The organism is Nocardia sp. CA-128927 (genome assembly GCF_050955855.1).
Lineage (GTDB): Bacteria > Actinomycetota > Actinomycetes > Mycobacteriales > Mycobacteriaceae > Nocardia.
Genome location: NZ_CP192087.1, coordinates 5,974,047 through 5,987,933 on the forward strand (window position 1 = coordinate 5,974,047; position 13,887 = coordinate 5,987,933).

Annotated in this window: 11 protein-coding genes; 2 read left to right on the plus strand and 9 right to left on the minus strand. The window is 67.0% G+C overall.

Annotated features, from left to right (window positions below; genetic code table 11):
* Nucleotides 1–18 precede the first annotated feature (18 nt).
* Nucleotides 19–321 carry a hypothetical protein gene (locus ACQPW1_RS28005; protein WP_433654586.1) on the minus strand — a complete coding sequence of 101 codons (303 nt, stop codon included), beginning with the start codon at nucleotides 319–321 and terminating at the stop codon, nucleotides 19–21.
* Between the two features lie 24 nt (nucleotides 322–345).
* On the minus strand, nucleotides 346–2,712 hold the full coding sequence (locus ACQPW1_RS28010; protein WP_433654587.1) for a hypothetical protein: 2,367 nt from the start codon (nucleotides 2,710–2,712) through the stop codon (nucleotides 346–348).
* A 232-nt stretch (nucleotides 2,713–2,944) separates the two neighbouring features.
* On the opposite strand from ACQPW1_RS28010, the gene ACQPW1_RS28015 reads away from it, so the two are divergent.
* Nucleotides 2,945–4,627 carry an ABC-F family ATP-binding cassette domain-containing protein gene (locus ACQPW1_RS28015; RefSeq protein ID WP_433654588.1) on the plus strand — a complete coding sequence of 561 codons (1,683 nt, stop codon included), beginning with the start codon at nucleotides 2,945–2,947 and terminating at the stop codon, nucleotides 4,625–4,627.
* A 16-nt stretch (nucleotides 4,628–4,643) separates the two neighbouring features.
* Here ACQPW1_RS28015 and ACQPW1_RS28020 read toward each other — a convergent pair whose 3' ends face one another.
* From ACQPW1_RS28020 to ACQPW1_RS28045, 6 genes are all read right to left on the minus strand, one after another.
* Nucleotides 4,644–5,990 (minus strand): permease prefix domain 1-containing protein, encoded by a 1,347-nt coding sequence (locus ACQPW1_RS28020; protein WP_433654590.1) that lies wholly within the window; start codon nucleotides 5,988–5,990, stop codon nucleotides 4,644–4,646.
* Complete coding sequence (locus tag ACQPW1_RS28025; RefSeq protein ID WP_433654591.1) at nucleotides 5,990–6,352, minus strand: PadR family transcriptional regulator; 363 nt, start codon at nucleotides 6,350–6,352, stop codon at nucleotides 5,990–5,992. Before ACQPW1_RS28025 ends, ACQPW1_RS28020 begins: the two co-directional genes overlap by 1 nt.
* A gap of 73 nt (nucleotides 6,353–6,425) precedes the next feature.
* Complete coding sequence (locus ACQPW1_RS28030; RefSeq protein ID WP_433654592.1) at nucleotides 6,426–6,935, minus strand: hypothetical protein; 510 nt, start codon at nucleotides 6,933–6,935, stop codon at nucleotides 6,426–6,428.
* Nucleotides 6,936–7,078: 143 nt separating this feature from the next.
* Nucleotides 7,079–8,212 carry a DSD1 family PLP-dependent enzyme gene (locus tag ACQPW1_RS28035; protein WP_433654593.1) on the minus strand — a complete coding sequence of 378 codons (1,134 nt, stop codon included), beginning with the start codon at nucleotides 8,210–8,212 and terminating at the stop codon, nucleotides 7,079–7,081.
* 3 nt (nucleotides 8,213–8,215) lie between these two features.
* The gene (locus tag ACQPW1_RS28040; protein WP_433654594.1) at nucleotides 8,216–9,178 is read right to left on the minus strand and encodes an ornithine cyclodeaminase family protein; all 963 of its coding nucleotides are present in this window, start codon (nucleotides 9,176–9,178) and stop codon (nucleotides 8,216–8,218) included.
* Nucleotides 9,175–9,831 (minus strand): helix-turn-helix transcriptional regulator, encoded by a 657-nt coding sequence (locus ACQPW1_RS28045; RefSeq protein WP_433654595.1) that lies wholly within the window; start codon nucleotides 9,829–9,831, stop codon nucleotides 9,175–9,177. The genes ACQPW1_RS28040 and ACQPW1_RS28045 overlap by 4 nt, the downstream gene beginning before the upstream one ends.
* A gap of 276 nt (nucleotides 9,832–10,107) precedes the next feature.
* Between ACQPW1_RS28045 and ACQPW1_RS28050 the strand changes: the two genes are divergently transcribed.
* On the plus strand, nucleotides 10,108–11,667 hold the full coding sequence (locus tag ACQPW1_RS28050) for an AMP-binding protein (protein ID WP_433654596.1): 1,560 nt from the start codon (nucleotides 10,108–10,110) through the stop codon (nucleotides 11,665–11,667).
* Here ACQPW1_RS28050 and ACQPW1_RS28055 read toward each other — a convergent pair.
* Nucleotides 11,643–13,703 carry an MMPL family transporter gene (locus ACQPW1_RS28055; RefSeq protein ID WP_433654597.1) on the minus strand — a complete coding sequence of 687 codons (2,061 nt, stop codon included), beginning with the start codon at nucleotides 13,701–13,703 and terminating at the stop codon, nucleotides 11,643–11,645. The genes ACQPW1_RS28050 and ACQPW1_RS28055 overlap by 25 nt on opposite strands.
* Nucleotides 13,704–13,887 lie beyond the last annotated feature (184 nt).

The following is a 13,887-nucleotide window of genomic DNA, read 5'->3' on the forward strand; positions in this document are numbered from 1 at the left end:
GTGAGCTCAGCTGTGCCCCTACGTGTTGCCGGCTTCCATCGCATCCATCTTGTCGGCAGCGTCCCGTTGGCCTTTGCCGTAGTCACCGAACGTGGTTGCCATCTGCTCGACACCGGCCAGCAGGTTCTCGCGGGCCACAAGGTAACCCTTGTCGCCGTCGGCGAACTTCTTGCCGAAACTGTCTTTGCCCCAGGGGGCTCCGGCTCCGCTCACCGCCGAGCGCAGCGTGCCCAGGGTGCGCGAGATGCTGTCGTGGATCTGATCGCACTCCCCCGCGGCGTGTCGCAGTTGGTTCGTGTCGACCTCGACCTTGCGTGCCATTTCGTCTGCTCTCTGCTCGTGTGTCTAGCGGCCGTTCAGCGTGAAAGGCACGTCCCCCGTGCCACCTTCGGTGTCCTTCGGCGGGTCGTCTTCCGATGGGCCGAACATCCATGCGGAGGCGTCCGGCGCGTCCGGCGCGTCGAATCCACCCGGCAGCGGCTCCCAGTGCGGCAGCAGTTTCGGTCGCGTCTTGCCCTTCATGTCCTTGCCCGGGCCGAGGAAAGGATCCGGTCGAGGGGCTCCGTGATTGTTTTGCGAGCCACGGCTGTTCGTGCTGTCGCCGGAGTGCGTGGAACCCGGGCCGCCCGAGGGTGGACCTGAATGCGGGCCCGTGGACGACGAACCCGTGCCGGACGCACCGGAGGAGACGGACGAGCCGGAAGACTGACCGTTGACCGATCCGCCGGGCACCGGCGACCCTGGAATCGGAGTTCCCGCACGCGATCCGCCGCCCGTGGACGAACCGGGTGCGGGCGGCGGATCCACCACCGATCCATGGCTGCTGGGCGGCCGCCATCCGCCGTCGACCGACGATTGCCACGACGTGGGTGGCACGAACCCGTCGCGGCCCGAACCCGTCGATCCGCCATCGCTATTCGAGCCGTGCACCGACGACTGACCACCGCCGAGCGACTCCTGCGCGGAATGGAACGAATCCCGCGCGGTATGGAACGACTGTCCCTGACTGTCGAGTGTCCCGCGGCCGGTGTGGAACGACTGGCCTTGGCTGTCGAGCGTGCCCCGGTCGGTATGGAACGACCGCCCGTCACTGTCGAGCGTGCCCCGGCTGTTGGTATCGCCGCGGACCGTACCGTCGGCGGGGCGCACTGCTGGCGGGCTCTGGTGCGATACCGAACCGTTCCCTACTGGTGTTGGTTGCGAACTCCGTGATCCGCCACCACTTTCGACCGTGGAAGGCGCCGGACCGGTGCCGCGACTGCCATTGTTGGTCGACCCCTCACCGCCATACGAACTGCCGCGACCACCGTTATTACTCGACCCGTCGCCACCATGCGAGCCGTTGCGACCACTGTTGTTACTCGCGCCGTCGCCGCCATGCGAGCCACTGTTGATGCTCGAGCCGTCACCGCCATGCGAACGACCACCGTTGTTACTCGCCCCATCACCCCCGCCATGCGAGCTCCCACGACCACCGTTACCACTCGAGTTGTCGCCCCCGCCGCTGTACGAGCTGCTGTGCGTGCTCCGACCGCCCGTTCCTCCGCCGGTCGAACCGCTACGGCCGCTCCCTCCCCCGTTCAGCGATTGCATCTCGATAGAAGATCCGCCCGACCGACTCGAACCGCCCGAGCTGCCATGACTCGCCACGTCCGACGGCGGCGTCCGCGGCGCACCCGGCTTGTGCATCCAAACCGGGAACCGAACATCGCCTCGCGAGATCGGGCTCGACTTCGCGAACCCACCGCGCGCACCACCGACCAGCCCGCCGCGCGCGGCACCACCGACCCACCCCGCGGGCGACGTGAACGACGACCAATCCCCGGTTGCCACACCGACCGCGACGTTTCCCGCCGCGGAACCGACCACACCCGACGCCGCCCCGATGAACGCACCGCGCCCGGTGCGCCCCCACACGTTGTCCAGGGACCGACCGGCCCACTTGTCGATCCCCCGGCCCAGATACCGTGCGAACTCACGCGAAGGCAGCGTTCCGGCGGCCGAGGCGAACACCGACACACCGAACTCTTTACCGTCGAAGTGCCGCCGCTTCCCGTCCGCCATCTGACCGAGTTGCACGGCCGCGTTCAATCCCGCTGACGTGATGGCACTTTCGCCGAACTTCACGCCGTACACGCCCCAGCCCTTCGCGGTCGGCAGCACGAATCGCCCGCCCGCCAACGACTTCCAGAAGTACCGCTTCTCGGCGGACGCGCCCAGCTTGCGGGCCAGGTTCGTGATCGCCTTCTGCACCATGTCTTCGAAGACCCGCAGAAACGAACGGGTAGTCGTGATGGCGGCAGCCTCCACGGCGGGCGCGGTCGGCGGAAACAGCCACGCCCACAGGATTTCCATCGCCAGCCAGCACAGCGAGATGACGATGGTGAGCTTGGTCGCCTGCAGCTGGGTACCCAGATCGAAGGACGAGTCCGATATCTGCTGCAACAGCTGAGCCAGCGATTCCAGCGACTGATCGCCGCTGCGGAGCCCGTCGAACAGCTTGCCCATCTCCTCGGCGGCCGCACCCTGCGGATAGGCCCGCACAGTGTCCCGCTTGGCCGCGTCGATCTGCGAGAGCAGCGCCTCGAGCTCCCCGCTCGCGGTCTTCCATGCCGCGGCGACCGCCCACATCGCGTCCTCGTCGCCGTCGGGCCAGTTCGATCCCGCGATCCAGCCCAGCCAGCGGAGTTCCTCCGGGAGATACAAACTCAAGTCGACTCGCTCCGGCTCGGATGTGCTGGTCAGCAAAACTGAAGTGCCACAGTGCATCTGACACCGCAAGTCGGCGGACTGCGCAGGTGCCGGAATCCACGATGACCTACGCACGAACCTCTGCACCACCCTGATACCCGTCTGGCCGCTATGAGTTCACTTGCCGGTCACCGACCCCTCGGGGGAAACCCGTTTGCGATGTCGGGCATCGGTGGGGTTGGCTGGACACGCCATGGCGCACATAGATATCGCGGACCTCGACTACTTCCTCCCCGACGGGCGACAGCTGCTCGACGGGGTCGGCTTCCGCATCGGCGAAGGCGTCAAGGCGGCGCTGATCGGGCCGAACGGCACCGGGAAGACGACCCTGCTCGGCCTCATCGCCGGTGATCTCACACCCGACGGTGGCGCGGTCACCCGGTCCGGGAGTCTGGGCGTCATGCGGCAGTTCATCGGCCAGGCCGACGACGAGTCCACGGTGCGTGACCTGCTCGTGGCGGTTGCGCCGAGCGCGGTCCGTGCGGCCGCGACCACGCTCGACGCCGCCGAGAACACGTTGATCGAACGAGACGAGCAGTCGACTCAACTGGCGTATGCGCACGCGCTCACGGACTGGGCCGATGTCGGCGGATACGAGGTCGAAACGTTCTGGGACCGGGTGACCATAGCCGCTCTCGGCGTCCCGTTCGATCGGGCCAAGTGGCGGAGCCTGAGCACGCTCAGCGGGGGTGAGCAGAAGCGTGTCGTCCTGGAGGCGCTGTTCGCCGGGCCGGACGAGTTGCTGCTGCTCGACGAGCCGGACAACTACCTGGATGTGCCCGGCAAACAGTGGCTGGAACGCACGATCGCCGAATCGGACAAGTCGGTGCTGTTCGTCAGCCACGATCGCGAGCTGATCGCGAACGCCGCCACCAGGATCGTGACCCTCGAACCCGGCGTCAGTGGCGCGACATCCTGGATTCACGGTGGCGGTTTCGCCGGTTATCAGCAGGCGCGCGAGGATCGCAATTCGCGGCTGGCCGAATTGGGCAGACGCTGGGACGAAGACCGCGTCAAGTTGCGCGCGCTTGTCCTGCGCTTGCGGGAGAAGGCCAAGTTCAACGACGGTGTCGCGGCGCGCTACCACGCCGCGCAGACCAGGTTGGCGAAGTTCGAGGCCGCCGGACCGCCCGAGGCGATTCCGTTGCGGCAGAACGTATCCGTGCGGTTGCGCGGCGGCCGGACCGGACGACGATCGCTGGTGTGCACGCAACTCGAACTCACCGGGTTGATGCGGCCGTTCGACGCCGAGATCTGGTATGGCGATCGCGTTGCGGTGTTGGGCGCCAACGGATCCGGCAAGTCACACTTCCTGCGGCTACTCGCGGCGGGCGGCACCGATCCCGATATCGGACACCGGCCCGTCCAGGATGTCGATCTCGCGCCGGTGCCGCATACCGGCACCGCCGTGCTCGGCGCCCGGGTCCGCCCCGGCTACTTCGCACAAACCCATTCCCGGCCGGACCTTTCGGGCCGAACGCTGCTCGAGATCCTGCATCTCGGCAACGAACACCGGGACGGGATGGGTCGCGAGGCGGCCAGCCGGGTGCTGGATCGATACGAGCTCGCCCGCGCCGCCGAACAACGCTACGACCATCTGTCGGGTGGTCAGCAGGCGCGGTTGCAGATCCTGTTGCTCGAATTGTCCGGCGTGACAATGCTGTTGCTCGACGAGCCGACCGACAACCTGGACTTACACTCGGCCGACGCGCTCGAGCAGGGCATCGCCCAATTCGAGGGCACGGTCATCGCCGTCACCCACGACCGGTGGTTCGCCCGCGAATTCGACCGCTTCCTCGTGTTCGGTTCCGACGGTGCCGTTTACGAACGCGACACACCGGTCTGGGACGAGACGCGGGTACATCGCGCACGCTGACCGCGTCAGCTCGCTGTCAAGCGAAGTCGAAAACCGGTGGCAGCACGACGATCACGGCCGCGGCCCACGCGCCGTAGACCGGTAGATACTGGGTCTGCCAGCGTTCGACGTCGGCGAACCCGCGCTTGCCGCGGACGAATCCGAACCCGAGCCGTATCGACCACACCAGATTCACCAGCAGCACCAGGTTCATACCGAGCGCCACCGCCTTGTTCGGGGTGAAGCCGAATTCCACGATGCGCGAGGCCATTGCGGCCAGCATCACCACATCGACGGCGAGCGCGCTGATGACCAGGACCAGCTGCAGGCGATCGAAGGTGTCGGGCGGGGCAAGCGGATCGCGCGCGGAGATCGCATACAGCAGCAATCCGAGCACCAGCACGAGAATCACATCCATCAGGATGAGCAGATTGCGGTCGACGTCGATGACGCTGCGGTTGGTCGCGAACGCCACCAGCAGCGCGAGCAGCATCACGACGGTGAGCGGGGTGAACACGCGGGTGAGTACGGGAGCGATGTTCTCCACCACGTTCTGCTTGGCCTCGACCAGCCAGGCCGCGACGATCACCGCACCCGCGACGCCGAACGGCAGCACCCAATCTCCGATGACCCACTCGATGTCCACGTCGAGGGTGGCGAACGCGTTGACCGTCAGGCCCATCAGCACGCCACCACCGAAGGCGAGCAGGGTCAGGTAGACCACCCATTCGCCGGTGAATCGGATGAAATCCATTCGGCGCTGGTCGGATCGCCACTCCCCGCCGACATACGCCACACCGACGGCGAACCACAACGCGATCGGCGCGTGGATCGCGGCGATGATCTCGGTCGAGCCATCCGGGTCGAAGGGATAGACGTTCAGCACGATGGCGGCGAGTGCGAACGGCACCAGCAGGGCGGCGGCGACGCGCGGCGACACCTGGCGCTTCCACGCGAAATAGCCAGCGAGGAAAGGCAATACGAACAAACTGATGTTGCGGGCCAACACGGCATCATCGAGGACCGAGAGGCCGAGCTTCAACGTCAGCGCCGCGACGACGGCCAAGGCGAGCACGACGATCAACTCACGCCTGGGGCGAGCGACCCCGCCTTCCGGTTCGGCGGGCAGCAGTACCAGCTGTTTCCACAGCCGGTCGGAATGCTCGCGCGCGAATTCACGGGAGATCGAGTCGACACTACCCATCCGTTTGACGGCGACCAGAAACGCCTCGTCGGATGCCAGGCCGGCGCCGGTCAGGTCCGAAACCTGTTCGCGCAGATGGTCTTCCATCTCCGCGACATCGGCGGCCGAGATCGCCCGGTGCCGCTGGACGTAGCCGCGCCACTGCCCGATCTGCGATTCCAGCTCGGCCTCGGTACTCATCACGCCCATCCGTTCGCCGTGGTCGGCGGCAGCTCGACGCTGCGCCAGACCTGCCCGAGTGCGTCGGCCACGACGGCCCATTGGGTGCGTCGTTCGGCGAGCGCGGCCCGGCCCGAATCGGTGATCGCATAGTGTTTGCGCCGCCGCCCGCTCTCGGCAGCCTGCCAGGTCGACGTCACATGGCCGAGCCGCTCTAGCCGGTGCAACAGCGGATAGAGCATCCCGTCGGTCCATTGCATGCGCCCACCGGACAACTCGTTGACCCGCTTGAGAATGGCGTAGCCGTAGGACTCGCCGTCGGCGAGTATCCCGAGCACCAGCGGCGTCGCGGACGCCGCGACCAAATCCTTGTCGATGTGCACCCAGACTCCGATACCTAGATCTGCTAGGTATCGACGATAGCAGAAACCGATGGCTGCTGATTCGCCGTCGGTATTACTGCGACAGCATGGGGATCGGGCTGGGCTCGGCCACGGTGACGAGGACGACGATGTCGGCATAGGGTGCGTCGCGGTGGCCGAGGCGATGGGCGAAGCGCGTCATGGGGATTCGCCACCGGTACTTGGCGGCGATCTCGGATTCCACATGGGGCAGCAGGCTGCCCGCGGTCACCAACTGGGCTCGGCCTTGCCGCTGGTGGGAGCCGAGTGCGGGGGTGCCGCGCCGGTCGCCGGGTTGAACGAGCACCCGTCCGTCGCGCGCCAGCTCGGCGGCTTCGTCGGACTGCGACGACACGCGGAAGGCGAGCTGGGTGTCGCCGATCGGAATGACCAGCCGTGGCGCCTTGGTCAGCTGCCGCGGGCCGGTGACTCGGGTCACCAGAACGGTTTTGGCGTCGCGCCAGACGTCCGCGGCGGCCGCACCACCGCTCCGTACCGGCCGTCGCCGAGCAGCAGGTCGCGCCACCTGACCTTCGAGCTCGAGGTCGACGAGGGTATCTGTCATCGCGTTCGTTCCTTTTCCCTGAAGAGTCCACCGATCGATCGGTGTCAGGTTCCCGGCAACTCCGGCGGGTCCTCGTTCTCAGCCGTACCCCGGCTCCTCGCGCTCAATCACGTTCGGTCGTGGTCACTCCGCCACAACGCTGTCTACCAACCGTTGTGGCGCAGCCACACTGCGTCGATCTCGAGAGTACTCGTCGAGCTGTCGACCACGTGGTAGCGGTGATGTTGGGCGGCGGTGGCGCAGGCGTGGTTGGGCAGGATGCGCAGCCGGGTGCCGACGGGCAGATCGGGCATGGGGCGGGTGCTGCCGGGGCGGCGGGTCAGGATGCCGTGTTCCTGGCTGGCTCCGGTCATGAGCAAGTCCGGGATGAGCTGGCCCGCGAGGTCGGTGACGAGGCCGTAGCCCTGGTCGACCGATTGGCTCTGGGTTCCGCGGTCGCGTGACGTGGCCATCCAGCCACCGTCGGTGATGATCCAGTCCTTGGCGCGTTGATGCCCGATGACGGTGACGACCACCGACAGTGCGAGATCGTCGGCGGTGCAGACGCCGATACCTGCCATGACGAGGTCGAAGAAGACGTAGTTACCGGCTCGGACCTCGGTTACCCCGGTGAGGTCGGTGGCACCGTGCGCGGTGGGCGTCGAACCGACGCTCACCACCGGACAGGGCAGTCCTGCGGTGCGGAGGGCGCTCGCCGCGGCAACCGTGGCGTCGCGCTCGTTGTCGGCGGCCTTATGCAGAGCCTCGGGTGTGTAAGCGAAGTAGGACTCGCCTGCGTGGCCGAGGACACCGGCGAGATTATCGGCGAGGATCCGGCCGATCTCGAGCAAGGCGGGATCGCTCGGTGTGACGCCGCCGCGGTGGCCGTCGCAGTCGATCTCGATCAGCGTGGGGATCCGAATGCCCTGCTCGTCGGCGAACCGAGTGAGGGCGTGTGCTTGGGCTGGGCTGTCGAGCAGGACGGTGAGGGTGACGCCGCGACCGATGAGCGCGGCGACGCGGGGCAGTTTGTGCGGGTCGATGCCCACGGCGTAGAGGATGTCGCGGTAACCGGCGTCGGCGAAGTACTCGGCCTCACCGAGGGTGGAAACGGTGATGGGCCCGGGTCCGGCTGCGTGCACGCGACGGGCGACATCGGTGGACTTGCTCGTCTTGACGTGGAGACGCAATGGGACGCCGAGTGTGTCCAGATGGTCGTGCAGCCGTTGGATATTGCGGTCGAGTCGAGTGGTGTCGACGACGGCGAAGGGGGTGTCGGGAGTGTCCAGGGTGATCACGGGTTAGTCCTGCGTGTTGTGCCGGTGCAGCAGTGCGGCGGCGAGGATGAGGTCTTGGAGAGCGAAACCAGAGCTGTCGAACACCGTGATGTCGTCGGGTGATCGGCGGCCCTCGGCGGCACCGGTGAGCACGGCACCCAGCGGGGTGAGTGCGGCCGTGCCCGCGTGCTGGAATTCGCCGATGGTCCGCGATTGGTCTGGCAGGTCGCAGAACAGGCGCGCCCGGTCGTACAACTCCGGCGGCAGTTCCTGTTTGCCGGGGCCGTCGGCGCCCATCGCGGAGATGTGCGTTCCGGGTGCGATCCACGCCGCGTCGAACAGCGGCTCGCGGGCAGTCGTCGCGGTGACGACGACGTCCGCCGCGGCGACCGCAGTCTGCGTCTCGGCGGGTTCGGCGGGCAAACCGGTGTAAGTCGTTACGGCTAGAGCGAATTCGCGCGCGACGTCGGGGCGGCGGCCGACCACGAAGACCCGTCGGATCGGTCGCACCCGGGTGACGGCACGGACCTCGTAGAGGGCCTGGTGGCCCGTGCCGATTACGGTCAGCGTGTGCGCGTCGGGTCGCGCCAGGGTGTCGACGGCGAGTGCGTCCGCAGCGGCGGTGCGATAGGCGTTGGCGGTCGCGGCCTCCACCACGGCGGCCAGGCGGCCGGTCTCGGGGGCGAGCAGCACGATGGTCGAGTTGTGGCGCGGCATCGCGATCTTGTCGTTGTCGGGCCAGAAGCTGCCGACTTTGACGCCGACCAGGTCGCCCGCCGAGCCTGATTTCAGGGTGAACCGATTGGCGGGCCGGCCTGCGTGCCCGATCACCACCGGAAACGCCGTTCCAGTTGTGCTCGCCAGGAACGCTTTTCGAGCGGCCTGCATCGCGAGTTCCTCGTCGATCAGGGCCGCCGACTCGGACTCGGTGATCAGTGCCGGAGTCTCGGCGGGTGGGCGGGTTGCCGGAGAGATGGTGTCGGTCATGGCTGTTCGCAGTCCTTCTTCACGGTGGCCAGGTCGTTGTAGAGGCCGGTTCGAGAGATGCCGAGGCGCTTGGCCACCCGCGCGGGTGCACCGCGCAGCGCGAAGACGCCCGAATCATGCAGTGATTGCACGAGTTCCAGCCGTTGATCACGTCCCAGTGCCGCCGCGGGCACCGCGTGCGCACGTTCGGCGCGCTCGATCAGGGAGTCGAGCACCTGGTCCAGATCCCCGGAGAAGTCCGTCGCCGGCACGGGCAATTCCGCCATCGCGGACAGCCCGAGCAGGTCCGACAACACACCCGTGGCCCGGTTGATGGCCGAGAGGTCGACGTTGATGCACAAGGCGCCGATCAGCGTCCCGTCGGCGTCGTGCAGCGGCAGCGTCGTGCATTTCAGCATCCGCCCGTCCTGGGCGCGGGTGAGATAGCCGACCTCGTTGCACGCGTCCGGCCCCGCGGCCAGCACCCGCAAACCGATTTCGCTCATGGCATCGCCGACGCCGCGCCCCGTGACCGAACCGGCGACCGCGACCACGGACCGCTCCGGGTCGCGGTAGTCGTGCAGCACAACCTCACAGCTGCGCCCGAAGGTCGCCGCGATGCCCTCGACCAAGGGCGTCATCGCGGCGAACACCGCGTCCGCGGTACCGCTCACTTCTCGCCCGCCGAGACCCCGAGATTGCTGAGACGTGCCGCCACCAGCAAGAGCGCCGCAATCATTCCCGATTACTCCTTTACAAAGTGTCCAGATCTGAACAAAGTGTCACACAATGGTCGCGTCAACGCCACCCGGGTCGACCTGATCGTGCGCCGACTCACGTGCTGCTGATCGCCAGCGGCGACCGCCGCTCTCGGCGACGATGTCACTGAACCCCGCGCGCTCCCTGTTGCGATTCGCGCGACCGCGTCCTGAAACCTGGAAAGGCATTTCATGGCAACAACTTCCGAAGGCGAGACGACCACGATCGGTTATCTTCTCGATGCCTTCGCGCAGCAGCCTTCGCAAGTCGCGATCACCCATGCGCGTGGCGAATGGACGTACGGTGACCTGCTCGACGGCATCAACCGGATGGCGCGCGTGCTCACCGCTCAGGGGTTGCGACGCGGTGATGTGGTCGCGGTGGCCACTGGTGCCGAACCGGAGACGTTCGTGCTGCGATTCGCCGCCAACGCGATCGGCTGCGCTACCTGGATCATCTACGACGATCTCGGGCCGTCGCTGCTGGTCGAGATGCTGCGCTATGTGGAACCCACCGCGGTCGTGTTCACTCCTGGTCGTGACGACGACCGGCTGCTGGCGGCTATCGAGCAGGTTCCTGGCGTCACCGCTCTCGCACTGGGACGACATCCCGACGCCGCAAACCTGACCGAGCTCGCCGCCGCCGAATCCGCCGAGCCGATCGCCATTCAGGCACGGCCGGAGGATCTTTCGGCGATCCGGCTCACCGGCGGGAGCACCGGGACGCCCAAGGGAATCCCACATACCTTCGCCCTGCCCGGTTACTACTCCCCTGCGGCGTTGCGAATGTGGAAGACAACACAGCTGATGTGCACCGCGATCGGGCATCTCGGCGGAACGCTGGCCGAGGTCGTGCTCGCCGCGGGTGGCCGGGTGGTGTTGCAAGAGAACGCCTTCGACCCCGGCCAGGTCCTGGCGGCGATCGAACGCGAAGGTATCAATTTCATCTGGATGCAGCCGAGCATGCTGCATCGATTGCTGGACCACCCGGCCCTCGAATCGACCGACACCTCGAGCCTGCGGTTGCTGATGATCACCGGTGGTCCAGCCGCCCCGGAACGTATCGTCCAGGCGCTGAAGCGGTTCGGACCGATCATCACCACCGGGTACGGGACCAACGAAATAGGCCAGATCACCCTGCTCGGCCCCGCAGAGCAGCAACGGCCGGAACTGCTGATGACCGTCGGGCGGCCGATGCAGCGAGTGGAGGTGAGTATCCGCGATGGGGATGCCGAGTCACTGGAGACCGGGGCGACCGGTGAAATCTGGGTTCGCGGACCAGGATTGATGAGCGGCTACTACAAGCGGCCCGACCTCACCGCGGAAGCGTTGCGTGACGGCTGGTTCCACACCGGCGACCTCGGATTCCTCGATGCGGAAGGGTATCTCAGCATCGTGGGGCGCAGCAAGGACACCATCGTCGGTGTCGGCCAGACGGTGTATCCCGCTCAGATCGACAAGGTGCTGCACCGTGATCCTCGGATTCAGCAGGCGGTCGTGTTCGGGGTCATCATCGGTGCCGACCGCGACGAAAGGATCGCCGCCGCAGTAGTTCCCACTCCCCCGGGTCATCTGTCAGGCGAAGATGTGACAGCTCTGGTTCGCGCCGAAATGGGCGAAGCCTACGCACCCGAAGTGGTGCTGATCCTCGCCCAGATGCCGACGATCGGTAGCAACAAACCGGACCGCACTGTGCTGCGCCGTCTCGCCGCGGATCGCCTCGAGATTCAGGCGCCGCCGGAAGCGACCTGATTCCGCTGCTCCGTGTCGCCTGTCGGGGTGGCGACCCGCGAGAGTGGGTTGGGCCACCAGATCTTCGGACCGATGAGGCTGAAAAGCGCTGGGATTACTACGGTTCGGACCAAGAATGTGTCAAGCAGGATGCCCAGACCGACGATGATTCCGAGTTGGGTGAGGATGATCAGCGGGAGGACGCCCAGTACACAGAAGACGGCGGCCAGCACGATGCCCGCGCTGGTGATGACTGCGCCGGTGGCGGATACGGCGCGCACGATGCCCTGGGTGCTGCCGTGGTCGGGGGTTTCCTCACGGGCTCGGGTGACCAGGAAGATGGTGTAGTCGATGCCGAGCGCGACCAGGAAGAGGAAGGCGTACAGCGGGGCGCTGGTATCCAACGCCGGAAACCCGAAGACGTGCAGGCCGATCCAGGCGCCGAGACCGAGCGCGGCCAGCGCGCTGAGCACCGAAACGCCGACCAGCAGCAGGGCGGCGGGGACGGCGCGCAGCAGGGCGAGCAGGATGATCGACACGACGGCCAGGATCGCCGGGATCACCAAGCGTTGATCGTGTTCGGCGGCTTTCCTGGTGTCCAAACCTTCCGCGTCACCGCCACCGACGAGTGCCCCGGGCACCGAAGCCAACTCGGCGCGCATCGACTCGATGGTGGAGAAGGCTTGCGGGGAACCGGGTTCGGCGTTCAGCACGACCGACCACCGCATCAGCCCGGACGGCGCGGTTCCGGTGGGCGTTACCGACGTAACGCCGGGCAAGGCGCTCAGCGCCTGTTGGACCCCCGCGTCACCCTTCGCCACCACGATCGTCGGATTGGCCGCGCCCGCGGGGAAATGCGCGGCGAGCGTGTCGAATCCCTCGACGGATTCGGCGCGGACCCGGAACTGATCGGTCTGCGACAGACCGACGTCCGTCCCGATCAAACCCGCCGCGAACACGCCCAGCACAGCCACCGCGCCGCAGGCCACGAGCACCGGCTTGCGCACCACAAATGCGGCGATCGCGTGCCACATCCCTTGCTCGGCCGCGATCCGATCGTCCGCACGCGGCACGAACGGCCAGAAGACGTTTCGCCCGCACAGGGCGAGCGCGGCAGGCAGCGCGATGAGGACGAACACCAGCGCGACTACCAATCCGGCGGCCGCACCCACACCGAGACTCCGGGTGTTCGGCAACGAAGCCAGCAGCAGCGTCAAGAGTGCGGCGACGACGGTGACGTTGCTCGCCAGGATCGCCGGACCAGCGTGCCGAACCGCGCGGCGCAACGCCGTTCGATGATCCGGGTGCGGATGCAACTCGTCGCGGTAGCGCGAGACCAGCAGCAACGCATAGTTCGTCCCGGCTCCGAACACGAGCACGCTGGTGATCCCCGACGTCGAGCCATCGAAAGCCAGCCCGGTCAGCCGAGCCAGCCCGGTGCCGACGGTGGCGGCCACCCGATCCGCCGATCCGACGACGAGCAGCGGCACCAGCCACAGCACCGGCGACCGGTAGGTGACGATCAGCAGCACCGCGACGACGAGAGCCGTCACCGCGAGCAGGGTGATGTTGGCCCCCGCGAAGGAATCCGCGATGTCACCACCGAACGCGGGCCCACCGGTCACCTGGATCCGCAGATCGGCCGGCTGCCCAGCTTTCACGGAGTCACGCAGCTCATTGATGCGGTCGGTCAACGCGAACCCGCTCAGCTTCGCATCGACCGGCAGCCGCCCGATCGCGGCTTTCCGATCCGGCGAAAACGCCAGCTCGCCAAGCTTCGCGCGCAGCCCCGTCAGGTCGTCGGCACGCAATTCGGCAGCGTCGCTGCGCGTCACCACGACCACCGCTGGCGCGGTCCCCGCATCAGGAAACTGCGTGAGCAACTCTTTGACGCGCGCCGATTCCGCACTGCCCGGCAACGAGTTCGGCGCCTCCCCCGCGGCGTCGTTGTCCCCGATCCCCCCGATCAACCCCGCCCAAACGGCGGCCAGTACCACGAGCAGCAACCATGACTTACGAGCGGTGACCACGGCCGCGAACCGATCCCACATGCGCATCACCACACGATCGCAGAACCACGGATATAGCGCGCGGTGTGACGGCAACCGCGTGGCCATGATTACCGTCACAGCGACAACCGACGCGCGCCGTCGGGCTTCCTCGCGGATCGGCCGAAGAATGACAGAAGTCTTGGTACCACAACCTCTTCCGTTCCGATCTACATCCGGAGCGACACAACCA